24 protein-coding genes and 1 riboswitch are annotated in these 26,965 nt (G+C 70.9%); of the genes, 16 read left to right on the forward strand and 8 right to left on the reverse strand.

The window, feature by feature from the left end:
- The first annotated feature begins 24 nt into the window (after positions 1-24).
- Positions 25-1,719 (forward strand): NAD(P)/FAD-dependent oxidoreductase, encoded by a 1,695-nt coding sequence (locus tag OOK38_RS26625; RefSeq protein ID WP_266756440.1) that lies wholly within the window; start codon positions 25-27, stop codon positions 1,717-1,719.
- 186 nt (positions 1,720-1,905) lie between these two features.
- On the opposite strand, the gene OOK38_RS26630 is transcribed toward OOK38_RS26625, so the two are convergent.
- Both OOK38_RS26630 and OOK38_RS26635 read right to left on the reverse strand, forming a co-directional pair.
- Complete coding sequence (locus OOK38_RS26630) at positions 1,906-2,835, reverse strand: LLM class F420-dependent oxidoreductase (protein WP_266756438.1); 930 nt, start codon at positions 2,833-2,835, stop codon at positions 1,906-1,908.
- Between the two features lie 92 nt (positions 2,836-2,927).
- Complete coding sequence (locus OOK38_RS26635) at positions 2,928-3,602, reverse strand: DUF5995 family protein (protein WP_266756436.1); 675 nt, start codon at positions 3,600-3,602, stop codon at positions 2,928-2,930.
- A 184-nt stretch (positions 3,603-3,786) separates the two neighbouring features.
- Here OOK38_RS26635 and OOK38_RS26640 point away from each other — a divergent pair, with 184 nt between their 5' ends.
- Positions 3,787-4,896, forward strand: a complete 1,110-nt coding sequence (locus OOK38_RS26640; RefSeq protein WP_266765585.1) for a glycoside hydrolase family 6 protein — start codon at positions 3,787-3,789, stop codon at positions 4,894-4,896.
- Here the strand turns inward: OOK38_RS26640 and OOK38_RS26645 are convergent.
- Complete coding sequence (locus OOK38_RS26645; RefSeq protein ID WP_266756434.1) at positions 4,878-6,272, reverse strand: uracil-xanthine permease family protein; 1,395 nt, start codon at positions 6,270-6,272, stop codon at positions 4,878-4,880. The genes OOK38_RS26640 and OOK38_RS26645 overlap by 19 nt on opposite strands.
- A 121-nt stretch (positions 6,273-6,393) precedes the next feature.
- Between OOK38_RS26645 and OOK38_RS26650 the strand changes: the two genes are divergently transcribed.
- Positions 6,394-7,692: an alginate lyase family protein gene (locus tag OOK38_RS26650; protein ID WP_266756433.1), complete on the forward strand. Its 1,299-nt coding sequence runs from the start codon at positions 6,394-6,396 to the stop codon at positions 7,690-7,692.
- Between the two features lie 97 nt (positions 7,693-7,789).
- Positions 7,790-8,248, forward strand: a complete 459-nt coding sequence (locus OOK38_RS26655) for a thioesterase family protein (protein ID WP_266756431.1) — start codon at positions 7,790-7,792, stop codon at positions 8,246-8,248.
- Here OOK38_RS26655 and OOK38_RS26660 read toward each other — a convergent pair.
- Positions 8,208-9,419 (reverse strand): MFS transporter, encoded by a 1,212-nt coding sequence (locus tag OOK38_RS26660; protein WP_266756429.1) that lies wholly within the window; start codon positions 9,417-9,419, stop codon positions 8,208-8,210. The genes OOK38_RS26655 and OOK38_RS26660 overlap by 41 nt on opposite strands.
- Positions 9,420-9,549: 130 nt before the next feature.
- On the opposite strand from OOK38_RS26660, the gene OOK38_RS26665 reads away from it, so the two are divergent.
- Complete coding sequence (locus tag OOK38_RS26665; RefSeq protein WP_266756428.1) at positions 9,550-10,782, forward strand: ROK family transcriptional regulator; 1,233 nt, start codon at positions 9,550-9,552, stop codon at positions 10,780-10,782.
- Positions 10,783-10,856: 74 nt separating this feature from the next.
- Here OOK38_RS26665 and OOK38_RS26670 read toward each other — a convergent pair whose 3' ends face one another.
- Positions 10,857-11,606, reverse strand: a complete 750-nt coding sequence (locus OOK38_RS26670; protein ID WP_266756426.1) for an SDR family oxidoreductase — start codon at positions 11,604-11,606, stop codon at positions 10,857-10,859.
- 162 nt (positions 11,607-11,768) lie between these two features.
- Positions 11,769-12,755 carry an RNA polymerase sigma-70 factor gene (locus OOK38_RS26675; RefSeq protein ID WP_266756424.1) on the reverse strand — a complete coding sequence of 329 codons (987 nt, stop codon included), beginning with the start codon at positions 12,753-12,755 and terminating at the stop codon, positions 11,769-11,771.
- Positions 12,756-13,134: 379 nt separating this feature from the next.
- Positions 13,135-13,265: riboswitch (FMN riboswitch) on the forward strand.
- A 154-nt stretch (positions 13,266-13,419) separates the two neighbouring features.
- Between OOK38_RS26675 and OOK38_RS26680 the strand changes: the two genes are divergently transcribed.
- From OOK38_RS26680 to OOK38_RS26720, 9 genes are all read left to right on the forward strand, one after another.
- A complete protein-coding gene (locus OOK38_RS26680; protein ID WP_266756422.1) occupies positions 13,420-14,055 on the forward strand; it encodes a riboflavin synthase in 636 nt (211 codons plus the stop codon).
- A complete protein-coding gene (locus OOK38_RS26685) occupies positions 14,052-14,687 on the forward strand; it encodes a nicotinamide mononucleotide transporter family protein (protein ID WP_266756420.1) in 636 nt (211 codons plus the stop codon). Before OOK38_RS26680 ends, OOK38_RS26685 begins: the two co-directional genes overlap by 4 nt.
- Positions 14,684-16,021 carry a bifunctional 3,4-dihydroxy-2-butanone-4-phosphate synthase/GTP cyclohydrolase II gene (locus tag OOK38_RS26690; RefSeq protein ID WP_266756418.1) on the forward strand — a complete coding sequence of 446 codons (1,338 nt, stop codon included), beginning with the start codon at positions 14,684-14,686 and terminating at the stop codon, positions 16,019-16,021. Before OOK38_RS26685 ends, OOK38_RS26690 begins: the two co-directional genes overlap by 4 nt.
- Positions 16,022-16,095: 74 nt before the next feature.
- Positions 16,096-16,581 carry a 6,7-dimethyl-8-ribityllumazine synthase gene (gene ribH / locus OOK38_RS26695; protein ID WP_266756416.1) on the forward strand — a complete coding sequence of 162 codons (486 nt, stop codon included), beginning with the start codon at positions 16,096-16,098 and terminating at the stop codon, positions 16,579-16,581.
- 34 nt (positions 16,582-16,615) lie between these two features.
- A complete protein-coding gene (locus tag OOK38_RS26700) occupies positions 16,616-16,888 on the forward strand; it encodes a phosphoribosyl-ATP diphosphatase (protein WP_111665608.1) in 273 nt (90 codons plus the stop codon).
- Positions 16,889-16,974: 86 nt separating this feature from the next.
- On the forward strand, positions 16,975-17,832 hold the full coding sequence (gene hisG, locus OOK38_RS26705; protein WP_266756412.1) for an ATP phosphoribosyltransferase: 858 nt from the start codon (positions 16,975-16,977) through the stop codon (positions 17,830-17,832).
- Between the two features lie 14 nt (positions 17,833-17,846).
- The gene (locus OOK38_RS26710; RefSeq protein ID WP_266756410.1) at positions 17,847-18,314 is read left to right on the forward strand and encodes a PH domain-containing protein; all 468 of its coding nucleotides are present in this window, start codon (positions 17,847-17,849) and stop codon (positions 18,312-18,314) included.
- Positions 18,315-18,512: 198 nt separating this feature from the next.
- Positions 18,513-19,844 (forward strand): hemolysin family protein, encoded by a 1,332-nt coding sequence (locus tag OOK38_RS26715; protein WP_266756408.1) that lies wholly within the window; start codon positions 18,513-18,515, stop codon positions 19,842-19,844.
- On the forward strand, positions 19,841-20,929 hold the full coding sequence (locus tag OOK38_RS26720) for a hemolysin family protein (protein WP_266756406.1): 1,089 nt from the start codon (positions 19,841-19,843) through the stop codon (positions 20,927-20,929). The genes OOK38_RS26715 and OOK38_RS26720 overlap by 4 nt, the downstream gene beginning before the upstream one ends.
- 81 nt (positions 20,930-21,010) lie before the next feature.
- On the opposite strand, the gene OOK38_RS26725 is transcribed toward OOK38_RS26720, so the two are convergent.
- Positions 21,011-22,876, reverse strand: coding sequence for an AAA family ATPase (locus tag OOK38_RS26725; RefSeq protein WP_266756404.1), 1,866 nt, complete (start codon positions 22,874-22,876; stop codon positions 21,011-21,013).
- A gap of 467 nt (positions 22,877-23,343) precedes the next feature.
- Entirely contained in the window at positions 23,344-23,997 is a 654-nt protein-coding gene (locus OOK38_RS26730) for a uridine kinase (RefSeq protein ID WP_266756402.1), read from the reverse strand.
- Positions 23,998-24,229: 232 nt separating this feature from the next.
- Here OOK38_RS26730 and OOK38_RS26735 point away from each other — a divergent pair, with 232 nt between their 5' ends.
- The gene (locus tag OOK38_RS26735; protein ID WP_266756400.1) at positions 24,230-25,186 is read left to right on the forward strand and encodes a hypothetical protein; all 957 of its coding nucleotides are present in this window, start codon (positions 24,230-24,232) and stop codon (positions 25,184-25,186) included.
- Positions 25,187-25,240: 54 nt separating this feature from the next.
- Positions 25,241-26,782 (forward strand): amino acid permease, encoded by a 1,542-nt coding sequence (locus tag OOK38_RS26740; protein ID WP_266756398.1) that lies wholly within the window; start codon positions 25,241-25,243, stop codon positions 26,780-26,782.
- Positions 26,783-26,965 lie beyond the last annotated feature (183 nt).

The raw sequence follows: 26,965 nt of genomic DNA on the forward strand, positions 1-26,965 counted from the left end.
ATTCGCGCAAGGAGTCCGTACCCCATGACGTCCACCGTGCCCAACGCCGTCCAGCACGCCGACGTGCAGCAGCCGCCGATCACCATGTTCGGCCCGGACTTCCCCTACGCCTACGACGACTTCCTCGCGCACCCCGCGGGCCTCGGGCAGATACCCGCGACCGAGCACGGCACCGAGATCGCGGTCATCGGTGGCGGACTGTCCGGCATCGTGGCCGCGTACGAGCTGATGAAGATGGGCCTCAAGCCCGTCGTGTACGAGGCCGACGAGATCGGCGGCCGGCTGCGCACGGTCGGTTTCGAGGGCTGCGACCCCTCGCTCACCGCCGAGATGGGCGCGATGCGCTTCCCGCCGTCCTCCACCGCCCTCCAGCACTACATCGACCTGGTGGACCTCGAGACCCGGCCGTTCCCCAACCCCCTTGCCGAGTCCACGCCTTCGACGGTCGTCGACCTCAAGGGCGAGTCGCACTACGCGACCTCCGTCGACGACCTCCCGCAGGTCTACCGCGACGTCATGAACGCCTGGAACGCCTGTCTGGAGGACGGCGCCGACTTCTCCGACATGAACCAGGCCATGCGGGAGCGCGACGTTCCGCGCATCCGGGAGATCTGGTCGAAGCTCGTCGAGAAGCTCGACAACCAGACCTTCTACGGCTTCCTGTGCGACTCGGAGTCCTTCAAGTCCTTCCGCCATCGTGAGATCTTCGGTCAGGTCGGCTTCGGCACCGGCGGCTGGGACACCGACTTCCCGAACTCCATCCTGGAGATCCTGCGGGTCGTCTACACCGAGGCCGACGACCACCACCGCGGCATCGTCGGCGGCTCCCAGCAGCTCCCGCTGCGGCTGTGGGAGCGCGAGCCGGAGAAGATCGTCCACTGGGCGTACGGCACCTCGCTGTCGACGCTGCACGACGGCGCCCCGCGTCCGGCCGTGACCCGGCTGAACCGCACCGCGGGCAACGGCATCACGGTGACGGACGCGAACGGCGACATCCGTACGTACAAGGCGGCGATCTTCACCGCCCAGTCCTGGATGCTGCTCTCCAAGGTCGCCTGCGACGACTCGCTCTTCCCGATCGACCACTGGACGGCGATCGAGCGCACGCACTACATGGAGTCCAGCAAGCTCTTCGTGCCCGTCGACCGGCCGTTCTGGCTGGACAAGGACGAGGAGACCGGCCGTGACGTCATGTCGATGACGCTCACCGACCGGATGACGCGCGGCACCTACCTCCTCGACGACGGCCCGGACAAGCCCGCCGTCATCTGCCTCTCGTACACGTGGTGCGACGACAGCCTGAAGTGGCTGCCGCTGTCCGCGAGCGAGCGGATGGAGGTCATGCTGAAGTCGCTCGGCGAGATCTACCCGAAGGTCGACATCAGGAAGCACATCATCGGCAACCCGGTGACCGTGTCCTGGGAGAACGAGCCCTACTTCATGGGCGCGTTCAAGGCCAACCTGCCGGGCCACTACCGCTACCAGCGCCGTCTGTTCACGCACTTCATGCAGGAAGCGCTGCCCGAGGACAAGCGGGGCATCTTCCTCGCCGGTGACGACATCTCCTGGACGGCCGGCTGGGCCGAGGGCGCCGTCCAGACCGCGCTGAACGCGGTCTGGGGCGTCATGCACCAGCTCGGCGGGACGACCGACCCGACCAACCCCGGGCCCGGCGACGTCTACGACGAGATCGCGCCGGTGGAACTCCCCGAGGACTGAGTCTTCCTCGACTCGACTCGGCTCGACTCGGCTCGGCTCGGCTCGACTCGACCCGACTCGACCCGACCCGACCCGACCCGACCCGACCCGGCTCGGCTCGGCTCGGCTCGGCTCGACTCGACTCGACTCGACTCGACTCGACACGACACGCGGCGCGGCGCGGCGCGGCGCGGCGCGGCTGGAGGGTCAGACCCCGGCGGCCCGCGCCGCCTCGTACACCTCGGCGGCCACGTCCTTCAGTTCCTGGGCGTCCCGCACCGAGCTCTGGAGGTCGAGGAAGATCTCGTCGAGGCCGACCTCGGCGTGGGCGACCAGGTCGGCCACGATCTGCTCGACACCGCCCTGGAAGGGCTGGCGGTCCGCGCCCTCGTACCCCTTCGCCGTGTACCGGGGGTTGGTCCGCAGCACCGTGCGCAGCGGCTCGGTGCGGCCGCGCTCGGCGGCCAGGTCCTGCAACTGGCGCCACTGCGCCGCCAGCTGCTCGACGCCCATGCCGATCGGCATCCATCCGTCGGCGTGGTCGACGAGCCGGCGCCGCGCCTTTCCGGTGTTGGCGGCCAGCAGGATCGGGATCGGCCGGACGGGCTTGGGGCCGACCACGGCCGACGCGATCTTGGTGAGCGTGCCGTCGTGGACCACCGGGTCGGGGCCCCACACCGCGCGGCACACCGCGATGACCTCGTCGAGAACCTGGCCGCGCTCCTCGAAGGGCCGGGCGGAGGCCGCCGCGTACTCGTCGAGCGACCAGCCGGTGCCGAGGCCCGCGACGACCCGGCCGCCGCTCGCCGCGTCGAGCGAGGCGAGGGCCTTGGCGAGCTGGAAGGGCACGTGCAGCGGGGCCACCAGGACGCTGGTCCCGAGCTCGGCGCGCTCGGTGACCGCGGCCGCGAGCGTCAGGGTGACCAAGGGGTCGGCGACGCCGCGGTACGCCTCCGGCCAGGCCAGTCCCTCGATGCCGTACAGCCCCTGCGTCGGGGGATCCGGGAACAGCGCCCGCTCGAAGACCCACAGGCTGTCGTACCCGATCGCCTCCGCGGCGCGTGCCACGTCGGGCACGTCCCGTCCGAGGTCGAACTGCTTCATCTGGGGGAGGGTGAGACCGAGTCGCGTCGCCATACCTGGGTGCTCCTTCGCATCAGGGTGTGCCGATCGTTCAACGTACAGTGATCCGGACCGAGTTCCAGCGAGGACCGCGCCGCGTGGCCGGATCAGGTCGGCAGAGGAGTGAGCAGCATCCGGCCGGCCAGGCCCACCGCGGCGTCGAGGCGTTCGGCGAACTCCTCGGCCAGGTCCGGGAGTCCGCGCAGGGCCCACAGTGCCCGCGCCGCCGCCCAGGTGGCCTGACGGGCCCGCTCGAGGCTCCATGAGCCGAGCAGATGGGTGAGCGGATCGGCGATCTGGAGCAGGTCGGGGCCCGGCATCAGATCTTCGCGGATGTGTTCCTCCAGCGAGACGAGGAGGTCACCCACGCGGTCGAACTCGTCCTCCAGGTCCGCCGGTTCGCAGTCGAGCGTACGACAGGTGTCCACCAGGGCGAGCGCCAGATCGTGCCCGATGTGCGCGTTGATGCCCGCGAGCGCGAACTGCAGCGGACGTACCCCCGGATGGCGGCGGAACTGCAGCACCGGCCGCCAGGAGGCCGGTGCGCGGCCTTCTTCGGCCACCGCGAGATAGCGCTCCGCGAACCGCACGTCCAGCGTGATCGCGGCCCGGCGGTCCGGGAAGACCCCGGTGTCCAGGTGCCGGTCGAACTCCTCGGTGACGGTGAGGTAGACGCGGTTGAAGACCGCGAGACCGTCCCGCTCGGGTAGCTCCGCGTCCAGGGTGCGCATACGGGAGACGACCGCGTCTACGGGAGTGGTGAACTGTGCCGACTGCGCCATGAGGGCAGCGTCCCAGTCCTAGGGTGGCCGGAGTGCCGCCGGGCCGGAGGCTTCCCCAGAACGGGGGAACGCGGCCGGGGCGGGAGTGGGGGAGCAGTACGTGTCAGGCTTACGTGCCCATCGGCCGGCCGAGCGCAGGTCCGACCGCAGGGCGGAGCGCAGGCGGTCCGCCGGGCGCGCCGCGATGGTCGCCGCGGCCTCGGTCGTCGTGGCGGTCGGGACGGTGACGGGGATGGTGTCCGCGCTCGACGGAGATCGCCCCTCGAAGGAAGCGAGACCGCTGGTGACCCGTGCGCCGAGCCTCGGCCCGCTGCCGGGTGTGCCGTTGCCCTCGCGCACCACGGCAGCGCCGTCCCCGTCGAAGCCGGCCTCGTCCGGGCCGGCTCCCGAGCCCTCGCCGACCAGGAAGAAGCCGCGGACCGTGGCCGCCCCCGGCCTTCTCTACCACCACGCGGACTCCCAGGTCCGTGACTGGGTCGACGCCCATCCCGGCGACGCCCGGCGTGCGGTCATCGCGTCCCGGATCGCCGACCGTCCGGCCGCGGTGTGGTTCGCCGACTTCACACCGTCCACCATCACCGCGCGGGTCAGGGCCGTGACGTCGGCCGGCGCCGCGCAGGGCCGGGTGCCCGTCGTCGTGCCGTACGCCATCCCGCAGCGCGACTGCGGCGGCGCCTCGGACGGCGGGGCGCCCGACCTCGCAGCGTACGACGGCTGGATCGACCGCTTCGCGGCCGGGCTCGGCTCGGGCGAGGTCGTCGTCGTCCTGGAGCCCGACTCGATCGCCCAGTCCGACTGCCTCGGCGAGGGTGAACGGGCCGACCGCTTCGCCTCCCTGGCCCGCGCCGGCCGCGTCCTGAAGGCGGCGAACCCCAGGGCCAGGGTCTACTTCGACGCCGGTCACTCCGACTGGAACCCGGCCGCCGAACAGGCCGCGCTGCTCGGCCGGGCGGGCGCGGCCTCGGCCGCCTCCTCGGACGGCGTCTTCACCAATGTGTCCAACTTCCACCGGACGAGCGACGAGATCGCCTACGCCCGGCGGGTGCTGTCCGCGCTCGGAGGGGCCCCGCACCTCGGCGCCGTGATCGACACCAGCCGCAACGGCAACGGCGCGCCTCCCGACGGCGAGTGGTGCGATCCGGCGGGCCGCAGGATCGGCCGGGCGCCGACCCTGAGCACCGGCGAGGCCGGGATCGACGCCTACCTGTGGGTGAAGCTGCCGGGTGAGTCGGACGGCTGCCGGGGCACGCCGGGGACCTTCTCGGCCGAGTACGCCTATGATCTGGCGCGCTGATCCCCGGGCTCGTCGTACGTCGACGTCCCCGAGTCGAGCAGGGGCTCCTGCCGCTTGAGGTGGGCCGGGGCCATCGCCCGCAGCGCGTGGTAGCCGGTGATCACGACGATGGTGCCCAGCGCGATGCCGTTCAGCGAGAAGTTGTCGGTGAACTTCAGGGTGACGCCGCCGATGCCGATGATGATGCCCGCGGCGGCCGGCACCAGGTTGAGCGGATTGCGCAGGTCCACCCGGGCGTTGAGCCAGATCTGGGCGCCGAGCAGCCCGATCATGCCGTACAGGATGACGGTGATGCCGCCGAGGACACCGCCCGGGATCGCCGCGACCACCGCGCCGAACTTGGGGCACAGGCCGAAGAGCAGGGCGAAGCAGGCGGCCGCCCAGTAGGCGGCCGTGGAATAGACCCGGGTCGCGGCCATCACGCCGATGTTCTCGGAGTAGGTGGTGTTGGGCGGGCCGCCGACCGCCGTGGAGAGCATCGAGGCGGCGCCGTCGGCGGAGATCGCGGTGCCGAGCCTGTCGTCCAGCGAGTCGCCGGTCATCTCGCCGACCGCCTTGACGTGACCGGCGTTCTCGGCGACCAGCGCGATCACGACCGGCAGCGCGACGAGGATCGCCGACCACTGGAACGAGGGTCCGTGGAAGGCCGGCAGCCCGATCCAGTCGGCCCGGCCGACACCGGAGAGGTCCAGGCGCCAGTGGTCGGTCACCTTGCCGCTCGCGTCCGTCGAGTGGATCCGGCCGAAGATCCGGTCGAAGGCCCAGGAGATGACGTAGCCGAAGACGAGCCCGAGGAAGATCGCGATGCGTGACCAGAAGCCGCGCAGGCACACCACGGCCGCTCCGGTGACCAGCATCGTGAAGAGCGCGGTCCACTGGTCCTGCGGCCAGTAGGTGGACGCGGTCACCGGCGCCAGGTTGAAGCCGATCAGCATGACGACCGCGCCGGTCACGATCGGCGGCATCGCGGCGTGGATGATCCTCGCCCCGAACCGCTGCACGGCCAGACCCGCCAGGAACAGCGCGACCCCGACCACGAAGCACGCGCCCGTCACCGTCGCGCTGGTGCCGCCCTGTGCGCGGATCACGGCGGCGACGCCCACGAAGGAGAGCGAACAGCCCAGGTAGCTGGGCACCCGGCCGCGGGTGGCGAGCAGGAAGATGACCGTCGCCACGCCGGACATCATGATCGCGAGGTTCGGGTCGAGTCCCATCAGGACGGGTGCCACGAAGGACGCCCCGAACATGGCCACCACATGCTGGGCGCCGAGCCCGAAGGTCCGGGGCCAGGAGAGGCGTTCGTCGGGGCGGACGACCGCTCCCGGGGCGGGGGTCCGCCCGTCGCCGTGCAGTTTCCAGCGCACGCCGAGGTCCATGGTGAGGATTCGCTTTCTCTGTACGTGAATCGGTCCGGACCATTGTCAGGGTTAACCAGCCGCTCTACGCTCGCACGGTCCTACTCATGAACGTCGTTCATATGTCTGATCGGAGTGTTCTGTGAGTGCACGATCCCGACTGGGCGCGGTCGCGGCGGCCGTCGCGCTGGTGGTCGTCTTCGTTCCCGCCGCGTCCGCTCGTCCCGCCTCCGTCGTCGAGCCCGCGGCGTCCGCACACGCGGTGCCGCGCATCCCCAGGACCGTCGTCCTCGACGGCGGACGGCTCCAGCGGACCCGGATCCGGCTGGACCACGGCGACCCCCGACTCGCCCGGCCGCTGCGGGACTTGACGACCCGCGCCGACAACTGGCTGGACCAGGGCCCCTGGACGGTCGTCGACAAGCCGAGACCCGCCCCCGGCGGCGACCCTCACGACTACCTCAGTCAGGCCCCCTACTGGTGGCCCTCGCAGCCCGCCACCGCCGACAACCCGTGGGGCTGCCCCTATGTCCAGCGCGACGGGCAGCGCAACCCAGAGGTGGACACCGGCACCGACCGCCAGGACGTCGAGAAGGTCTTCGACTCGACGTACGACCTCGCGCTCGCCTGGTACTACACCGGCCGGAAGCGGTACGCCGAGAAGGCCGCCCAGGTCCTGCGCACCTGGTTCCTGGATCCGGCGACGCGGATGAACCCGAACCTGGACCACGGCCAGTTCATCCCGTGCAAGTACGACGGCCGGGCCATCGGCATCATCGACTTCTCGCAGTCGTACACGAGCGTCCTCGACGCGATCGCCCTCCTGGACACCGGCGCCCCCGGCTGGTCCCGGCGCGACCGCGCCGCGATGCTCGACTGGAACACCGGCTTCCGTGACTGGCTGACGGACAGCGCCTTCGGCAAGGAGGAGGGCGCCGCCCGGAACAACCACGGCACCTTCCACGACATGCAGCTCGCCGCGCTCGCGTACGCGACCGGCGACAAGGCCCTCGCCCGGCGGACCGTGCTCGCCGCGCGTGCCCTGCGCATCGACCCGCAGATCGCCGCCGACGGCAGCCAGCCCCAGGAACTGGCCCGCACCCGCAGCTGGCACTACTCGACCTTCGACCTGGTCGCCTACACCCGGCTCGCGGCCATCGGCCGGCACGTCGGCGTGGACCTCTGGTCCTACCGGGGGCCGGACGGCCAGAGCCTGTTCAAGGCGGTCGACTACCTGCTGCCCGCGGCGACCGGCGCCGAGCCGTGGACCCGTCCCGAGCTGGAGTTCCACCGGTTCGCGGCGAGCGATGTGGTGCACGCGGCGGCCGACGCGGGGGACCGGGCCGCACGGGCCGCCGTGCCGAAGCTCGAAGCGCCGCCCGGCGGCGATCTGTGGGAGCTGCGGCCGGCCGCCGAGCAGCTCGACTCGATCACGGGCTGAGCCCGCCCGGACGGGGTTCCTGAGCGGTTGCTTAGGATGGGGGTGTCGTTTTCAGCCACGCCTGTCCCATCAGCACCCTGTTCCAGGAGCCGCGCCCGTGACCGCCGAAGCCCCCGTCGCCCCCGCCCTCCCGTACGGACGGCTGCTGCCCGTCACCGTTCACTTCGACGACCTCGACGCGCTCGGACTGCTGCACAACGCCCGCTACCCGGTGATGGTCGAGCGCGCCTGGGCCGCGCTCTGGTACGAGCGCGGCTTGAGCTTCGAGGGCGACTGGGAGGCGGCGGGCGACTTCTGCAACGCCGTCAAGGAACTGCGCATCACCTACGAGGCCCCGGTCGGCCGCCCCGGCGCGTACGCCGTCCACCTCTGGCTGGAACGGCTCGGGAACACCGGACTGACGTACGGCTTCCGCTTCTGCTCCCTCGACGGCGCGGTGACCTACGCGCAGGGCACCCGCGTCCTCGTCCGGCTCGACCCCGGGACGCTGCGCCCGACGCCGTGGAGCGACCGCTTCAGGACCTTGGGCCGGGAACTGCTGCGCTCGGAGAGCTGACCTTCGGGCGGTCGCGGTCCCCGGCGCGCAGCACACCCGCGAGCACGGTGAGCCCGAACGCCAGGATCGTGACCAGCCCGAACGACACGACCAGACTCGTCGCCTGCGCCACCGACCCGATCAGGCTCGGCGCGATCAGCCCCGAGGTGTACGTGATGGTCGCGACGCCCGCGATGGCCTGACTGGGGTTGGGGCCGCTGCGCCCGGCCGCCGCGAAGCAGAGCGGGACGACGACCGCGATACCGAGGCCGAGCAGCGCGAAGCCGCCCATCGCCACCGCCGGATGCTCCGCCACGACGATCAGCAGCCCGCCGATCACGGCCAGCACACCGCCCGCCCGCACGGTGCGCACGGCACCGAAGCGGTTCACCACCGTGTCGCCCACCAGCCGGGCCACCGCCATGGTCAGCATGAAACCGGTGGTCGACGCCGCGGCGAGACCCGCCGAACTGTCCAGCTGGTCGCGCAGATAGACCGCCGACCAGTCCAGGCTCGCGCCCTCCGCGAAGACCGCGCAGAAGCCGACGGCGCCGATGAGCAGCGCCGACCGGGGCGGCAGCGCGAACCGCGGCGGCGGCTCCTCGTCCTCGGTGGGCTGCAGGTCGAGCACCCAGCGGCAGGCGACCAGGCCCAGGAGCGTGAGGGTCACCGCGGCCAGGGCGTGGTGCAGGCGGGCGTCCGAGCCCAGATGTGCGGCGAGCGTGCCCGCCGTCGCGCCGATCAGGGCGCCGGCGCTCCACATGCCGTGCAGCCCGGACATGATCGACTTGTCGAGCCGGTTCTCGACCTCGACGCCCAGCGCGTTCATGGCGACGTCCGCCATGCCCGCCGTGGCGCCGTAGACGAACATGGCGAGGCACAGGGTGAGCAGGTTCGGAGCCAGGGACGGGAGGATCAGGGCCAGCGTCCACAGGGCCATGAGCCCGCGCAGTGCCGTACGGCTCCCGAAGCGGTGGGTGATCCGGCCGGCCAGCGGCATCGAGCAGGACGCGCCGAGGGCGGTGAAGGCGAGGGCGAAGCCCAGCTGCCCCGCGCTGACCGACGCATGGTCCTGGATCCACGGCACGCGGGTCGCGAACGAGCCCGTGACGGCTCCGTGCACGGCGAAGACGGCCGCCACGGCGTACCGGGCGCGCTTCACCTCGCGCTGGTCGTAGACCACTCCACTCATACTCCGGCCCCTCCCCGAGTGATGGTGCCCCATTCCGCCGCCGTAAACTATCAGGAACCCTGCCTGATAGATAGACGATTGCTCGCCGCCCGCCCATCGGGCGGGCCCGCCGATCTGGGAGGATCCCGGCATGCCCGCATCCCCGAGCACCGCCCGGGCCATCAACGACCGGCTCGCCCTGCGGCTGTTGCAGCAGGAAGGCCCCTTGACGGCAGGCCGGCTGAAACAGCTCACAGGACTGTCCCGGCCGACGGTCGCCGACCTCGTCGAACGCCTCACCGCCTCCGGCCTCGTCACGGTCGTCGGGGAATCGGGGGAGCAGCGGCGCGGCCCGAACGCCCGGGTCTACGGGATCGTCGCGGACCGCGCCCATCTGGCCGCGCTGGACGTCCGTACCGAGGGAGTCTCCGTGGTCGTCTCCGACCTGGTCGGAGACGTCCTGGCCGAGGCGTCCGTGCCGATCGGCGGCGACACCGGGACCGGACCCGCGGTGGAGCAGGCGGTCGCCCTGGTCGAGCGGGTGGCGAAGGAGGCGGGGACCCTGGGGGCGGCGCCCCCGCGCGAACTCGTCCGGGGGTGGGGCAGGCTGCACACCGTCGGCATCGGCGCGCCCGGTCTGATCGACCCCGCCACCGGCGAACTGCGCGACTCCTCGGGCCTGCCCGCGTGGCACCGGCGGCTGGTCGCCGCCCTCCAGGAACGGCTGCCCGAGGCCCGCGTCCTCGTCGAGAACGAGACCAACCTCGCCGCCCTCGCCGAACAACGCGACGGCGTCGCCCGCGACCGTGACACCTTCGTCCTGCTGTGGCTCGGCCACGGCACCGGGGCCGCCGTCGTCCTCGACGGTGCCCTGCGCCGCGGTGCCTCGGGAGGCACCGGGGAGATCGGCTTCCTGCCCGTGCCCGGCACCACGACCCTCCCCTCGGCGACCGACTGCGAGGGCGGCTTCCACTCGCTGGCCGGGGCGGCCGCGGTCGCGGCGCTGGCGGCGGAGTTCGGCGTCTCGGCCGAGCCTGACGCCCATGAACCGCATGCCGCGGCGCTGGTGAGACACGCGGTGGCCGCCCCCGGCACCCCGGGCGCCGCCGGCTTCCTCGACGCCCTCGCCGACCGCCTGGCCATCGGGGCGGCCTCCGTCACCGCCGTACTGGACCCCGGCTGTGTGGTTCTCGGCGGTGAGGTCGGCCGGGCGGGCGGCGCCGCGCTCGCCGCCCGGGTCGAGCGGCGGCTCGCCCGTATGTCGCCGCTCCCGACCGAGGTGCGCGCGAGCACGCTGGGCGGCGGCGCGGTCCTGCGCGGCGCCCTGCTGACCGCCCGCGACGGCGCGCAGGACGAGCTGTTCGCTCCGCCCTCGTCGCGGTAGGAGCGGGGCCGTGGGACGACCCCGGGTGGTGTGCCGAGCCGATGGGGGCTCGGCGCCCCGGGATCACCGGCGTATCAGCGTGCGTTCTCCGAGCGTGCCTTCAGGAAGTTCTCGAACGTTCCCTTCCCCACGGCGTGGGCCGGTGTGAGGTGGTGCCCCTCACGGAACGCCCGGTAGGTCTTGCCCGGCAGGCGTACGTCGAGCAGTGGGCGTCGTTTTCCGGTGGCGCGGAGGTGGGCGGCGGCCAGGGAGCGGAACGAGCGCACCTCGGGCCCGCCCATGTCCGCGACCCGCCCCGCGGGCGGCCCGGCCGCCAGTTCGGCCAGCCGGGCGGCGACCTCGGCGGCCTCGACCGGCTGGTCGGAGACCCCGGCCGGGAGGAGCAGCACCGGCAGCTTGGCGAGCCCGCCCAGGAACTGGGCGACGAGGTCGTGGAACTGGGTGGTGCGCAGGATCGTCCAGCCGAGCCCGGACTCCTCGATCAGCCTCTCCACAGCCAGCTTGGTCTTGTAGTAGCCCATCGGCACCGCGTCGACGCCGACGATCGAGATGTAGATCAGATGCGGGACGGCCGCCCGGCGCGCGGCAGCGACGACCTGCGCGGCGGCCCGTTCGTCGCCTCCGCGCGGTGTGGTCGCGCAGTGCACGATCGCGTCCACTCCCTCGACGGCCGCGTCCAGGCCGCTGCCGCCCACGCGCAGATCGACGGCGTACGGCTGCGCATGCCGACTGAGGACCCGCACCTCGTGGCCGTCCGCCCGCAGTCGCTCGGTGACGAGCCGGCCGAGGGTTCCGGTTCCCCCGGTCACCAGGATCGTGGTCATGCTCTTCAGCCTTTCGATTGCCGGCGCTCCCGGGTGGAACGCCCCTCGTCAGCTGAGACCGGACAGCCCGCGCGGATGTGACAACGGACTCCGCGGGACGACGACCGCACCCGGCGTCGGCGGGCGTGACCCCGTCTACCCGCCCGGATGGCGTCAGCCCGTCTACACGCGCGGTTCGGGCGGGAGCGGAACCTCACGAGGCCGGGACCCGGGTGAGGGGAGCCGGTCGGAGCCGTCGGGCCGGACCCGCGCCAGCTGGCGCCCCACGAACTCCAGTTTGTCGGGGTTCAGCACCACCCGCACCTCCGTGAACAGCCCGTCGTGGACTTCGAACGCGGCGACGCCGATGACCGCGGCGACCCCGTCGGCGTCCTCGGGCCCGCGCGCGATCAGCCCGGCGCCGCCGTTGACCTCGGTCTCCGACAGCTCGACGCCGTCCGCCAGCGCCCTGCCGAGGACACCGGCCAGGAAGCGCAGCACCTTCTCCCGCCCCTCGACGGGCCGCCGCGCCGCGGAGACCTTGCCGCCGCCGTCGGACCACCAGGTGACCTCCTCGGCGAACAGCCGCTCCAGGCCGGCCAGATCACCGTCACGGGCGGCGGAGAGGAACGAGGCGACGAGCCGGGTCCGCTGCTCGGCGGGGGCTTCGAAGCGGGCCTCCGGTGCGGCGATCCGCAGCGCCGCCCGCCGGTACAGCTGACGGCAGTTGGTCTCGCTCAGCTCCAGCACCTCGGCGATCTCCCGATGGCCGTACGCGAAGGCCTCCCGCAGGACGTAGACCGCCCGCTCGGTCGGGGTGAGCCGCTCCAGGAGGACGAGCAGGGCGAATGACACGGCGTCACGCTGCTCCGCGGACTCCAGGGGGCCGAGGGCGCCGTCCGCCGTGACGAGCGGTTCGGGCAGCCAGGGCCCCACGTACCGCTCGCGCCGTGCGCGGGCCGAGGTCAGCCGGTTGAGGCAGAGGTTGGTGACGGTCTTGGCGAGCCAGGCGCCGGGCCGCTCGACCTCCGCGCGGTCGGCGCCGCTGAAGCGGAGATAGGCGTCCTGCACCGTGTCCTCGGCGTCGGCGGCGGAACCGAGCATGCGGTAGGCGAGCCCGAACAGGCGCGGGCGATACGTCTCGAACTCGTCGGCGAGGCTCGTCGTCACGCCCTCCAGCCTCGCAGAGACCGGGATCCGGCGGACCGCACGGGTACCGGCGGCGGAGCCGGTTCCGGTTGGGGGACCCGGCGGCGGGGCAAGGGCCTTCGTCACCGCCGCCGGGTCGATCATGGGGGGACCGGCGATGAACGATCACGCAGTCTTGATCGAGGACACTAAGAGGACTAGACCATAGCGTCAATAGGTATGGACCAATATCGCGACGGCGTGGTACGGCCCAAGGGCGCGCGGCGCGACGGGAGTTGAACGGGGGTTGACTTGAGAGACCGTCTCGCGAATGTCCATGCCGAGTCTCTGTGAGCCACCCCACAGAGGTGCGGCCGCATGGGTGCCGATCGAGCGTGGCACACTGGCCGTGTACCAGAAGCAGCGCACTCCGGGGTCGGTGTAATTCCGAACCGGCGGTTACAGTCCGCGACCCGGTCGCTTCCAGCGGCCGGTTGACCAGGTGAAATTCCTGGACCGACGGTTAAAGTCCGGATGGGAGGCAGTGCGCGGCGGGCGGGCATGCGTGCGCGCTGCCGTTTGTTGCTCCTCGTCCTGCGGGACGAGTGACCTTTCGGCTTCGCTGCCTGTATGTCGCGGTCCGCTCATTCTGTCGTCATCGACAGGCCCCGGAGTCCGTGCCCTATGAGGCAGGAGGACCCGGGAAGTGTTCACCGGAATCGTCGAAGAGCTGGGTGAGGTCACCGCCGTCGAGACGCTCGACGACGCCTCGCGTTTCCGCCTGCGTGGCCCCGTCGTCACGCAGGGCGCGCAGCACGGCGACTCCATCGCCGTCAACGGAGTCTGTCTCACCGTGGTCGAGCACGAAGGCGACGAGTTCACCGCCGACGTCATGGCGGAAACCCTGAACCGCTCCAGCCTCGGCGCCCTCACCGTCGGCTCCCGCGTCAACCTGGAACGCCCGATGGCCGTGGGGGAGCGCCTCGGCGGCCACATCGTGCAGGGACACGTCGACGGCACCGGCGCGGTCATCGAGCGCAAGCCGTCCGACAACTGGGAGATCGTCAAGATCTCGCTCCCGGCCGACCTCTCGCGCTATGTGGTCGAGAAGGGCTCCATCACGGTCGACGGCATCAGCCTGACCGTCGTCGACGCCGGCCCCGACTACTTCACCGTGAGCCTCATCCCCACCACCCTCGACCTGACCACGCTGGGCCACAAGCAGCCCGGCGACCCGGTCAACCTCGAGGTCGACGTCATCGCCAAGTACGTCGAGCGACTGCTCGGCACCCGTGGCGAGCAGCCCGCCGGTCTGCCCGGTGCCCAGGGGGCCGGGCAGTGAACTGGATCAACTCCGAGGCCTTCGTCCTCCTCGACCAGCCCATCAAATGGTCGGACATGGTCGGCAACGTGTTCGGCCTGATCGCCCTCGGGCTCGGCTGGCGGCGCTCCATATGGACCTGGCCCGTTCAGTTCCTGTCCGGCGTCATCCTCTTCGCAGCCTTCGTCGGCCACCTCACCGGCAGCGCCGGCAAGCAGGTCGTGGTCGTCGTCGTCGCCCTGTGGGGCTGGTGGCAGTGGAACCGCGGCGAGGGCAAGGACGGGCGCGTCTCCGTGCGGTTCGCCACCTGGCGCGAGCGCGCGTACATGGTGGGCGCCGCGGCCGTGGGCACCCTCGCGGTCAGCGGCCTGTTCCACCTCTACCCGAAGCTGTCGTGGGACCCCTGGCCGGACGCCTACATCTTCGTCGGCACGATCGTCGCCATGTACGCGCAGGCCCGCGGCATGGTCGAGTTCTGGTTCGCCTGGCTGCTGGTCGACCTGGTGGGTGTCCCCCTCAACTTCGCCAACGGCTACGCCTTCTCCGGTTTCGTCTACGTCCTGTACGGCGCGCTCGTCCTGTGGGGACTGCGCGACTGGTGGCTGCGCTCCCGCGAGGCCGGGCAGCCCGTCCTGGAAGGAGCTCCGGCATGACAACGGCGCCGGTTTGGTACAGCACCGGGCACGATCAAGACGCCTCGGACTTCGCGCTCGATCCCGTCGAGCAGGCCATCGCCGACATCGCGGCCGGCCGCCCCATCGTGGTCGTCGACGACGAGGACCGGGAGAACGAGGGCGACCTCGTCATCGCGGCCGAGAAGGCGACCCCCGAGATCGTCGCCTTCATGATGAGCGAGTGCCGTGGGCTGATCTGCGCCCCCATGGAGGGCGACGAACTCGACCGGCTGCGCCTTCCGCAGATGGTCGACGACAACACCGAGTCGATGAAGACGGCGTTCACGGTCTCGGTGGACGCGTCCGCCGCGCACGGCGTGAGCACCGGCATCTCGGCATCCGACCGCGCCACCACCCTGCGGCTCCTCGCGGACGGCGTGGCCGGGGCCGACGACTTCGTGCGCCCGGGCCACATCTTCCCGCTCCGCGCCCGGCCCGGCGGTGTCCTGGCGCGCAACGGCCACACCGAGGCCGCCGTCGACCTGGCCCGGCTGGCCGGCCTGCGTCCGGCCGGAGCGATCGTCGAGATCGCCGGCGAGGACGGCCGGATGCTCCGGCTGCCCGAGCTGATCCCCTTCGCCCGCAAGCACGGCCTGACGATCATCTCCATCGAGGACCTGATCGCCTACCGCCGCTCCGTCGAGCTCTCGACGACGCCCGGGGAGGGAGCCCTGCTCGCCGGACCCACCGTCCGCCGCGAGGCCGAGGTCCATCTCCCCACCGCCTTCGGCGAGTTCACCGCGTACGGCTACCGCTCCACCGCCGACGGCGTCGAGCACGTCGCTCTCGTCCACGGCGAGATCGGCGACGGCGAGGACGTCCTCGTCCGCGTCCACTCCGAGTGCCTCACCGGTGACGTGTTCCACTCGCAGCGCTGCGACTGCGGCCCCCAGCTGCAGACGTCCATGGAACGCATCCAGACCGAGGGCCGCGGCATCGTGGTCTATCTGCGCGGCCACGAGGGGCGCGGCATCGGCCTGCTCTCCAAACTCCGCGCGTACGAGCTCCAGGAGCGCGGCCGCGACACCCTCGACGCCAACCTGGAACTCGGCCTGCCCGCCGACGCCCGGGACTACGGCGCGAGCGCGCAGATCCTGGAGGACCTCGGCGTCCGGAGCCTGCGGCTGATGACGAACAACCCCGACAAGACCGACGCGCTCGTCCGGTACGGCCTGCGGGTCTCCGGACGGGAGCCGATGCCCGTACAGGCGGGCGAGCACAATCTGCGCTACCTGCGCACCAAGCGGGACCGGATGGGCCACGACCTGCCCTGGCTGGACACGACCACCGTGTCGGCCTGCGGGAGCCAGTGACACCGCACGACCGGTACCACCGGCACGACACACGCACTATCGGCGACACAGCACAGCGGGACTTGAGGAGAGACGTGAGCGGCAAGGGTGCACCTGAACTGTCCGTACGCAACTGCGGCGACCTGCGGGTCGCGGTCATCGCGGCACAGTGGCACGACAAGGTGATGGACGGTCTCGTCGACGGCGCGCTGCGCGCCCTGCACGAGCTGGGAATCGACGAGCCGACCCTGCTGCGGGTCCCCGGGAGCTTCGAGCTGCCGGTCGTCGCCAAGGTCCTGGCGGGCCGCGGCTACGACGCGATCGTCGCGCTCGGCGTCGTCATCCGCGGCGGAACGCCCCACTTCGAGTACGTGTGCCAGGGAGTCACCCAGGGCCTCACCCAGGTCTCCATCGACACCGGCGTCCCCATCGGCTTCGGTGTACTGACCTGTGACACCGAGGAGCAGGCCCTGGACCGCGCGGGCCTTGAGGGCTCCAACGAGGACAAGGGACACGAGGCGGTGACGGCCGCCGTGGCGACGGCGGCCACCCTCCGCTCAGTATCCGAACCCTGGCACTGAGGTACGGCACCGAGCGCGTAGGGTGAGGACCACCATGTCCAATAAGACGTTCGAGGAGCTCTTCACCGAGCTCCAGCAGAAGGCCGCCACAGGCGATCCCGCCACTTCGCGCACCGCCGAGCTGGTCGGCAAGGGTGTTCATGCCATCGGCAAGAAGGTCGTCGAAGAGGCCGCAGAGGTCTGGATGGCCGCCGAGTACGAGGGCAAGGACGCCGCCGCCGAGGAGATCTCGCAGCTGCTGTACCACGTCCAGGTGATGATGGTCGCTCGCGGGATCTCCCTCGACGACGTGTACGCGCATCTGTAGGGGCCCGTCTCAGCAGCGCCCCCCACCGAGCACGTCCACCTGTCCCACCCACTCCTGAACAACCTCACGCAAAGGAAGCCGACCTCATGCTGCGCATCGCCGTCCCCAACAAGGGTTCCCTCTCAGGCCCTGCGGCGGAGATGCTGCATGAGGCCGGCTACCAGCAGCGCCGGGAGTCCAAGGAGCTCAGGATCGTCGACCCGGAGAACGAGGTCGAGTTCTTCTACCTCCGCCCCCGCGACATCGCGATCTACGTCTCCTCGGGCCGGCTCGACATCGGCATCACCGGCCGCGACCTCCTGATCGACTCCGGGGCCAACGCGGAGGAGATCCTCCCGCTCGGCTTCGCCCGCTCCACCTTCCGCTTCGCCGGCAAGCCGGGCACCGCGAACGGCATCGCCGACCTGAACGGCACGACGGTCGCCACCTCCTACGAGGGCATCGTCGCCAAGCACCTCGCCGACCACGGCATCGACGCCTCCGTCGTGCACCTCGACGGCGCCGTCGAGACCGCCATCGAACTCGGTGTCGCCGAAGTCATCGCGGACGTCGTCGAGACGGGCACCTCGCTGCGCAACGCCGGACTGGAGGTCTTCGGCGACCCGATCATGAAGTCCGAGGCCATCGTCGTCCGCCGTGTCGGAGCCGACCTCACCGAGGACGCCGAGCCCAAGGTGCAGCAGTTCCTGCGCCGGCTCCAGGGCGTCCTGGTCGCCCGGACCTACGTGATGATGGACTACGACTGCCGCGCCGAGCACCTGGAGAAGGCCGTCGCGCTCACTCCCGGCCTGGAGTCGCCGACGATCTCGCCGCTGCACAACGAGGGCTGGGTCGCCGTCCGCGCCATGGTCCCCTCCAAGGAGGCCCAGCGGATCATGGACGACCTGTACGCGCTCGGCGCGCGGGCCATCCTGACCACGGCCATCCACGCCTGCCGGCTCTGACAGGGACCTCGAACATGTCGGACCTCCCCGCCCTTCCCATGACTTTCCGCCCGTCCCGCACCCGGGCCGTGCTGCTCACCGCGGGCGCCACGATCCTCGTGGTCATCACCACGGTCGCCATGCTTCTGGAGCAACTCGGCCCGGGGGAGCGGCTCAGCTTCATCTTCACCGCGGCCCTCCTCTTCGGAGTGCTCCTGCTGCTCGCGCGGCCCAAGGTCGTCGCCGACGAGACCGGGGTCACCGTCGTGAACATCGCGAGCCGGCGGCACCTGGACTGGGCGGAGATCCTGAAGGTCAACCTGCGCCCCGGCGACCCCTGGGTGTTCCTCGACCTCAGTGACGGCACCAGCCTGCCGGCGCTCGGCATCCAGCCGGGCATCGCCAAACAGCGCGCCATCGAGGACGCCCGGACCCTGCGCGCCCTCGCCGAGGCCCGCGCCATTCGCGAGCCCGGCGGGCACCGCGACGAACATCAGGGCTGACTCTCGGCCTTCCACCCTGCCCTGAGGGCCCATGTCTTGATTAATCTGTTGGCGGAGGCGTTTTCATCGCGCCTCCGCCTCCGATGTGCCCCCAGCCCTCAGAGGCTCCCTGCTACCCGAGGAGTGACTCCCTCCAGCGATGGACGGATCGTCCTGTAGTACCTGCGCCGCCCCCTTCCGACATATCGAGGCGGCGGCATGACCATCCCCCTGATGCTCCTTGGCGCGGCGTTCCTGCTGATTCTCGCCAACGGCTTCTTCGTGGCGGCCGAGTTCGGCCTCATCACGGTCGAGCGCCCGGACGCCGAGCAGGCCGCGGCCGCCGGTGACAAGCGCGCCGGCACGGTCGTCGAGTCGCTCAAGGAACTGTCCTTCCAGCTCTCCGGCACCCAGCTCGGCATCACCATCACCTCGCTCGTCGTCGGCATGCTCGCCGAACCGGCGCTCGCCCAGCTGCTGGACGGCCCGTTCACCGCGATCGGGCTGCCCGAGGGCGCGGTGCCCGGCATCGCCGTGGTGGTCGGCATGCTGCTCGCCTCCGCCGTACAGATGGTGGTCGGTGAACTCGTGCCCAAGAACTGGGCGGTGTCCAGGCCGCTCCAGGTCGCCCGCTTCGTCGCCGGCCCGCAGCACGTCTTCTCCCGCCTTTTCCGGCCGGTGATCGCCGCGCTCAACACGGTCGCCAACCGGCTCGTCCGCGCCCTGGGCGTGGAACCCGCCGAGGAACTGGCCTCCGCCCGCACCCCCGGCGAACTCGTCTCCCTGGCCCGCCACTCGGCCCGGGCGGGCGCGCTGGAGCAGGACACCGCGGACCTCTTCGTCCGCACCATGTCGCTCGCCGACCTCACGGCCCAGCACGTCATGACGCCGCGAGTGAAGGTCAGCGCCCTCCAGTCGTCGGCGACCGCCGAGGACGTGGTCAACCTCACCCGTGCCACCGGCCTCTCCCGCTTCCCGGTCTACCGGGAGCGGATCGACGAGATCGTCGGCATGGTGCACCTCAAGGACGCCCTCGCGATCCCCTCGTACGACCGGCTGCGCACCCCCGTCGGCCGGATCGCCCAGGTCCCGTTGCTCGTCCCGGAGACACTGCCCGTACAGCCGCTCCTCGAACAGCTGCGCAATGAACAGCCGATCGCCGTCGTCGTCGACGAGTACGGCGGCACGGCCGGCGTGGTCACCCTGGAGGACATCGTCGAGGAACTCGTCGGTGAGGTCCGCGACGAGCACGACGACGTCCTGGGCGAACCGCCCGAACTCGCGGCCGCTCCGCCCGAGGACGGCAGGCCCGCCTGGGACGCCGACGGCAGCTGCCGGGTGGACATCCTGCAGCGCATAGGCCTCGACGTTCCCGAGGGACCGTACGAGACCGTGGCGGGCCTTGTCGCCGATCTGCTCGGCAGGATCCCGGCCCCCGGCGACAAGGCCGAGCTCCCCGGCTGGCGCCTCTCGGTGCGCCAGGTCGGGCACTACCGTGCCGAACGCGTCCGCCTGGTGCGGACCGCGCTCGCCCCGGAGGCCGTCCGATGAGCGTGCTCCAACTCCTCTTCGCCGGCCTGCTGGTGCTCGCCAACGGCTTCTTCGTCGGCGCCGAGTTCGCCCTGGTGTCCGTGCGGCGCAGCCAGATCGAACCGCTCGGCACCGCGCGCTCCCGGCAGGTCCTGTACGGCCTGGAGCGGCTCCCGCAGATGATGGCGGCGGCCCAGTTCGGCATCACCATGTGCTCGTTGACGCTCGGCGCGGTCGCCGAGCCCACGGTCGCCCATCTCCTGGAGCCGGTCTTCGAGGCGGTCCATCTGCCGGACGGGGTGATCCACCCCCTCGGCTATGTGATCGCGCTCGCCCTCGTCGTCTTCTTCCACCTCGTCATCGGCGAGATGGTCCCGAAGAACCTGGCGATGGCCGCGCCGGAGAAGACGGCCCTGTGGCTCAGCCCCGGACTGGTCGCCTTCGCGCGGCTGTGCCGGCCGGTCACGGTGGGCCTCGGCGCCTGCGCGCGGCTGATCCTCAAGCTGTTCCGGGTCGAGCCCAGGGACGAGGTCGAGGCGGTCTTCACCAGCGAGCAGCTCAACCGGCTCGTCGAGGACTCCGGACAGGCCGGCCTCCTCGACCCCGAGGAGCAGGAGCGCCTCGAGGACGCCCTGGAGCTCGGCTCCCGCCCGGTCACCGACGTCCTGCTCGACGGCGACTCGCTGGTCACCGTGGACTCCTCGGTCACCCCGGGCCAGGTCGTTGCGCTCACCGCGCGCACCGGGTACTCCCGTTTCCCGGTGGTCGCGGAGAACGGCGCCTTCATGGGCTGCTATCTGCATGTGAAGGACGTCCTCGACCTGGAGGAGTCCGACCGCGCGGTCCCGCAGCAGATGTGGCGCCCCATGACCACCCTGCGGTCCGAACTCCCCCTGGACGACGCCCTCACCGTGATGCGCCGCGCCGCCACCCACCTGGCCCAGGTCGCCGACGCCACTGGGAAGGTCATGGGCCTCGTGACCCTTGAGGACGTACTGGAGCTGCTGGTCGGCGAGGTGCGGGACCCGGCGCACCGGGATGTCGCACCGGTGCGCGTCGCCGAGCCGCGCCCGAGCCCGGCCCCGGAGGAGGCGCTGGCGAGCTGATCCTGAGCGTGGGCCCCGGTCTCCCCGGCGGCCGTGCGACCGGGCTTCCGGTCGTACGGCTCCGGCGGCGCCGGGGCCTTCTCACATGGCCGACGGATCCTGCGGGCCCCGTCCGGACAGGACCTCCCCGTAGGCCTGCATGAGGTCGGGCAGGCGCAGGGTCGACAGGTCGTCGCGCGAGGGTGTGCCGGGGTATCCCGACAGCCGCAGATCGCGATAGGCGCAGCTCTTCTCGTACAGGGTGCGCAGGAAGCGGCCGTTGCCGAGTTCGTCGATCCAGCCCTGGTCGACGACGTGGCCGGCGATCGACCGCAGCTCGTCCAGTGCCTCCTCGTCCCAGATGTCACCGTTCTCGGCGGCCAGCACCTCGCCGATGGAGGTCAGTTCGAGGGGGCGGTAGGAGGGGAAGTCCACGCGGGTGGTGAAGCGGGAGGAGAGGCCGGGGTTGGCGGCGAGGAGCCGGTCCATGCCCTCGGGGTATCCGGCGAGGATGACGACCAGGTGGTCGCGGTTGTCCTCGGCCCGCTTCAGCAGGACCTGGAGGGCTTCGTCGCCGTACGCGTCGCCCTTGCCGTAGCCGGAGTTGGACAGGGAGTACGCCTCGTCCACGAACAGAACGCCGCCGATCGCCGAGTCGATCAGCTCGTTGGCCTTCACGGCGGTCTGGCCGAGGTACTCGCCGACCAGGTCGGCTCGCTGGGCCTCGACCAGATGGTCGCCGCCGAGCAGCCCGAGCGCGTAGAAGACCCGGCCGAGGATGCGGGCCACCGTGGTCTTGCCGGTGCCGGAGGGGCCGGAGAAGACGAAGTGCCGCTTGGGCGGCTGCACCGGGAGGCCCTGCCCGGTGCGCAGCCTCGCCATGTTCAACTGTGCCGAGAGCGCCTTGACCTGTCGCTTCACGGGCTCCAGGCCCACCATGCGCTCCAGCTCGTCGAGCGCTTCCTCGAGTAATGCCGGGTCGGTCGGTCCCGCGGGCAGCGGCTGCACCGGTACCACGGCCTTCTCCCGGAAGGCGTCGGTCTGGGGCGGCAGCCCGCCGGGCGGCGAGGGATCGGGCTCCGAGAGTTTCAGGTCCCGCCCTTCGGAGCCGAACAGCGGATCCACTCCGTCCGGGCCCTCCAGCACGTCCTGTCCGATCCCGGCGAGCGTGATCGCCGCGAGATCGGCCGCGGCGTCGTCGTACCCGTCCCCCTCGGAGATGGCCGCGAGCCGCGCCGAGGTGTCCATGAAGGAGGGGTCGACCCGGTGCACCGCCCGGTACAGGGGGAGTGCCGCGGCGGACCGTCCGGTGCCCTCGTGGGCGCGGGCCAGCCAGTACCGCAGCTCCTTGCGCTGCGGCTGCTCGCTGCGGCAGCGCATCAGCGCGGACGACAGCAGCGGCTCCGCCTGGCCGAACATCTCCAGCCGGACACGCGCCATGCCGCCGAACAGGCCGGCCTCTATGCCGAGCATCGGATCGTTGATCAGCGGATCGGTGTGCCGCACCAACTGGTCCCAGTCCTTGACCAGATAGGCGCGGCACGCGTGCAGGAACCGCACCTGGTGATCCGCGTCGACCGGTGGCAGACCGGCCAACGCCCGGTCCAGTTCGGGGACATGACGTCCGTCGAGCCAGTGCGAGGCGTGCGCGAGCAGCAGGTCGCGCGGGCTCTCCAGGACCGGCTGGACCCACCATCCCAGCCAGTACCAGGAGTTGAGGGTGCGCCGGTGGCGGCCGCGCTGTTCGCCGAAGCGGTCCCGGTGCCGGAACATCCGCAGCAGCGCGGTCGTCGTGTCCACGCGTAGCGCGTGCAGTCCGAGCCAGCCGTCCGCCATACCGGGGTCCATCCGGACCGCGGCGCGGAACTCCTCCTCCGCCTGCGGGTAGGCGCCCATCGTGTAGGCGTCCACACCTCGCAGCCAGGCGAGGTCGGCCGGGGCCTCGGGGCCCTGCGTGCCGAAGTCCATCACGTCCCCCACAAACCGTGCCCCCGATGGTCGGGGAGTGTCTCGTGGATCAGGACACCCCCCTTGCCGCCGGGCCGGTGCCCGTCGGCAGCTCTGGTCGAACGACTGTGCCGCGGACGGGAGTTGCAGTGGTGCGCAGAGCAGCCGTCCGAAGGTCGCACCGAGAGGCATCGTACCTGCGGTTCATGGGCCTGCCGAAGGGTGCCGCACACCCCGTTCCACGAGGTGGGAGCAGATGGGGCGCACTTCGGACGGTGACCCAGGGTGAGCGAATCATGCCGCGCAGCGTCCGGAAAGAGAGGGTGTGGGCAGAACGAAGCCCCCGATCACGGGGGAACAACCGGGGGCTTCGCGACTGCGGGGCGGCTCCCGAAGGCCGCTCATTGAGAACGTAAGACCTGTACGGCCCCCTGGTCAAGCAGAGTTGAGGCACTGAGAAAACTTCCAGGGCGCGGCTCTTCACAAGTTCAGCACACTGCGGGTGGTCCATCACGGTGAGTGATGAACTGGTCCGGTCCAGACGTCTCAACAGGCCCCGGCAGCACCTCATATCCCTCCGGACACTGCCGCACCACATGGTCCGCGAAGGGCCGCGTGGGGTCCTCGGCGAAGTGCCGGCGCTCCGCGTGGACCCACCCGGCCCAGAAATCGCTCTGCGCCTCACCGTCCCGCCGGCGCCCCCGCGCCCACGCCTCCTCGTGCGGCAACTCCATCCACAGGAGTCGCGCGAGCCACGGTCGCAGCAGCCGGCGTCCCGCGCCGACGCCCTCCAGAAGCACCACGGGCGCGGCCGGCAGCTCACGGGCCGGTCCGAACTCCCGGGCGGTCCAGTCGTACGGGGCGTAGAGCGCCGTCTCGCCGCGCCCGAGCGGCTCGATCACCTCGTGCAGCAGGCGCCCGGTCCAGGCGAAGAGCTCCTCGTGGGTGGCGATGTCGTCGAGGTGCAGTACGGGTGCGCCGCCCAGGGCCGACGCCAACTCCCCGGCGAACGTGGTCTTTCCGGAGCCCGCGTGGCCGTCGACGCCGATCAGGCGGACGGGACCGCAGGAGGGCGGCAGCCGGCGCAGACGCGAGGCGAGCTCGTGAATGAGGTTTCCCGGGGTGAGATGTGAGGTGGGCATAGTCCTGTGGAACATTCTATCGATGCGCCGATCGCAGGGTATCCACGGGTTCGGGGTAGTGGCGTATTGAACCATTTATTGAACAACCCTCAGGAACTTCCCCCGTCGACTCCAAAGGTTCCCGGCCCGGCGGAACCAGGTATTTCAGATATGTCGTTCCGGTGCTCCGTGATGCTGAGTAGGGTTTCTGTTGCGCAAGGGCGAAGTGTCGTACGGGGATGGACAGGGGAAGATGGCCGCGGGCTTATTCGAGGGGCAGTATGTGTGGCATCCGGCGGCCGACGACCGCAGACTCGCGAGCGTCTGTGTGGATGTCCGGGCCGGCCGCTATCTGAGTGCCGACGAAGCTCTGGCCGAGACACGCGCCGACTTCGCGTTACGGGCCCACCGCTCCCTGGTCCTCGCCTCCGAGGCCGCCGACTCCGACCTCGCCGAACGCTGGCTGGGTGAGGAGCAGACCCCCGAAGCCGCGCTGATGTGGGCCCGCGTCGCCGTGCTGCGGGCGCTGCGCGCGGCGGACGCCAAGGACGACCGGGCCGAGGCGCTGGAACGCATAGCGCTGACCGCCTGCGACCGGGCCGCGGCGATGGACCGGGCGGATCCCACCCCCTGGGTCGCCCGGCTCTCCATGGCCCGGCTGCACGATCTGCGTGACCCCGCACCGCAAGGGCTGCTGACCCAGCCGCCCGGCCCCTGGCGCCTGTTCTCGCACATCGCCCGCCTCGACCCGTGGAACCGTGAGGGCCATCACCGGTTCCTGGCGTTCTTCTTCACGCGGTACGGCGGTTCCGTGAACGCCGCCTGGGACGTCGCCGCCTTCCTCGGCCAGCGTGCCCCCGCCACCTCACCGCTGCGCCTGCTGCCGCTGGTGGCCCTGGTGGAGAGCTACAACCCCTCCCAGTTGCTGGTCGACCGCACCTGGGAGCAGCCGCAGTGGCGCTCCACGGCCCTCGCGAACTACCAGAACTGGCTTCCGGAGGTGTCCGGATACCGCTTCACGCCGGTGCTCGACCTGGCGTATCTGGCGCACGCCCTGTTCATGGCCCAGCGCGAGTTCGAGGCGCGCGCGGTCCTGATGGCCATGGGGCCGTACGCCTGCCGCATGCCGTGGAGCGTGTTCGGTGAACCCGAGGAGCAGCTCTCCCGTGCCCGTCGGGCCTGCGGCCTGCCCGTGCCGGGAGCCGCCTGACCGGCCACCGCCCTTCCTGACGACCTGCACCCCCCACCCAGAGAAAGGTCAGTCGTGTCAGAACGAATATCGGCCCCACGTCCGAGAGCCCGCGCCGGAGAGGATTCCGTCGCCCTCGACGACGACGCGACGCTTCACGCGATGGGATATCCGCGAAAACTCACCCGCCGATTCAAGGCGTTCGACAATTTCGCGATCTCCTTCACGATCATCAACATTATCTCCGGTATTTTCTCGTCCTTCGGTTTCGGAATGAATGCGGGCGGTCCGCGCATTCTCGTGTTCGGCTGGATCGGCGTCTCCGTGATGGTGCTCTTCATCGGCGCGGCGATGGCGGAGGTCGCCTCCGCCTATCCGACCAGCGGGGCGCTCTACTTCTCCGCCGGGAAGCTCGCCAAGCGGCACAAGGGTGCCTGGTCCTGGTACACGGGGTGGCTGAATTTCGTGGGCCAGGTGGGCGGCACGGCCGCCACCGGATACGCGGCCGCCACCTTCATCCAGGCGTTCATCGCCCTGCAGTGGCACTCGTACGAGCCGACCGCCCAGCAGACGGTCCTGATCACGGCTCTGATCATCGTGCTCCAGGGTTTGGCCAATACCTACACCGTCCAGCTGGTCGCCCTGCTCAACCGGATCTCCGTGTGGTGGCTGCTGATCGGGCTCGTAGTGATCGTGAGCACACTCATCGTGATGCCCGACGACCATCAGTCGGCCTCGTTCGTCACGCATTTCGCGAACAACACCGGTTTCACGAACGGGATTTACGGAGGCATGCTCGGTCTGCTGGTCACCAGCTGGACCTTCACCGGCTTCGACGGCAGCTTCCACATGTCCGAGGAAACGGTGCGTGCCACGGTCAACGCGCCGAAGGGGATCACCCGGGCCATCGGCTATTCGGCGATCACCGGACTCATCCTGATGCTCGCCCTTGTGTACAGCATCCACGATTATGACCAGGTGGCCGGTTCGTCGGCGCCGCCCGTGCAGATCCTCATCGACGGGCTTGGCATGGGCATGGCGAAGGTCATCCTGCTGATCGTGATCGGGTCCATGCTCTTCTGCGGCCTGGCCAACCTGACCAGCAACACCCGGCAGATCTTCGCCTTCTCCCGGGACGGCGCGATGCCCGGCTCCCGCTGGTGGCACTCCGTCTCGCCCCGCACCCGTACACCCGTCAAGGCCGTCTGGCTGGCCGTCGCCTGCTCGCTGGCGCTCGTCCTGCCCGGCTGGTGGTCGCACACCGCCTTCACCGCCATCGTCAGCGTCAACGTCGTCGGACTCTTCCTGGCCTACGCCGTGCCGATCTTCCTGCGGCTGCGGCTCGGCGACGAGTTCCAGCCCGGCCCCTGGCACCTGGGCCGCTGGAGCAAGCCCGTCGGCTGGGTGGCCGTGACCTGGATCCTCGCCAGCAGCGTGCTCTTCATGCTGCCGCAGGTCTCGCCGATCACCGGGGACACCTTCAACTACGCCTCGATCGCCCTGGCCGTCGTGCTGATCATCGCCACGGTGTGGTGGTTCGCCACGGCGCGCCGCCGTTTCCAGGGCCCCGTCAGCTACGGCCGCCCCGACGAGGTCGCCGCCATGGACCTCGTCTGATCGACCGTCATCCTCGGCCCCGGCAACCGCCGGGGCCGAGGCGTCGCAGGTCATGCCAGTGGTCCCGACCAATATTGGTAGGCGCGGCACGGGCCGAAGTGCTGGCAGAAGTCGGCCTCCGGCGTCCATAGTTGGCGCACAACCGAGCACTGGGCCCGCCCGTTCCGGACACCTGGGGGTTCT

The organism is Streptomyces sp. NBC_00568 (assembly GCF_026341855.1).
In the GTDB taxonomy this organism is placed as follows: domain Bacteria; phylum Actinomycetota; class Actinomycetes; order Streptomycetales; family Streptomycetaceae; genus Streptomyces.

Coding starts and splice junctions, on each gene's coding strand:
- OOK38_RS26625 (WP_266756440.1), top strand. CDS start 25: ATGACGTCCACCGTGCCCAACGCCGTCCAGCACGCCGACGTGCAGCAG.
- OOK38_RS26630 (WP_266756438.1), bottom strand. CDS start 2,835: ATGGCGACGCGACTCGGTCTCACCCTCCCCCAGATGAAGCAGTTCGAC.
- OOK38_RS26635 (WP_266756436.1), bottom strand. CDS start 3,602: ATGGCGCAGTCGGCACAGTTCACCACTCCCGTAGACGCGGTCGTCTCC.
- OOK38_RS26640 (WP_266765585.1), top strand. CDS start 3,787: ATGGTCGCCGCGGCCTCGGTCGTCGTGGCGGTCGGGACGGTGACGGGG.
- OOK38_RS26645 (WP_266756434.1), bottom strand. CDS start 6,272: ATGGACCTCGGCGTGCGCTGGAAACTGCACGGCGACGGGCGGACCCCC.
- OOK38_RS26660 (WP_266756429.1), bottom strand. CDS start 9,419: ATGAGTGGAGTGGTCTACGACCAGCGCGAGGTGAAGCGCGCCCGGTAC.
- OOK38_RS26665 (WP_266756428.1), top strand. CDS start 9,550: ATGCCCGCATCCCCGAGCACCGCCCGGGCCATCAACGACCGGCTCGCC.
- OOK38_RS26670 (WP_266756426.1), bottom strand. CDS start 11,606: ATGACCACGATCCTGGTGACCGGGGGAACCGGAACCCTCGGCCGGCTC.
- OOK38_RS26690 (WP_266756418.1), top strand. CDS start 14,684: ATGACAACGGCGCCGGTTTGGTACAGCACCGGGCACGATCAAGACGCC.
- OOK38_RS26700 (WP_111665608.1), top strand. CDS start 16,616: ATGTCCAATAAGACGTTCGAGGAGCTCTTCACCGAGCTCCAGCAGAAG.
- hisG (WP_266756412.1), top strand. CDS start 16,975: ATGCTGCGCATCGCCGTCCCCAACAAGGGTTCCCTCTCAGGCCCTGCG.
- OOK38_RS26710 (WP_266756410.1), top strand. CDS start 17,847: ATGTCGGACCTCCCCGCCCTTCCCATGACTTTCCGCCCGTCCCGCACC.
- OOK38_RS26715 (WP_266756408.1), top strand. CDS start 18,513: ATGACCATCCCCCTGATGCTCCTTGGCGCGGCGTTCCTGCTGATTCTC.
- OOK38_RS26720 (WP_266756406.1), top strand. CDS start 19,841: ATGAGCGTGCTCCAACTCCTCTTCGCCGGCCTGCTGGTGCTCGCCAAC.
- OOK38_RS26725 (WP_266756404.1), bottom strand. CDS start 22,876: ATGGACTTCGGCACGCAGGGCCCCGAGGCCCCGGCCGACCTCGCCTGG.
- OOK38_RS26730 (WP_266756402.1), bottom strand. CDS start 23,997: ATGCCCACCTCACATCTCACCCCGGGAAACCTCATTCACGAGCTCGCC.
- OOK38_RS26735 (WP_266756400.1), top strand. CDS start 24,230: ATGGCCGCGGGCTTATTCGAGGGGCAGTATGTGTGGCATCCGGCGGCC.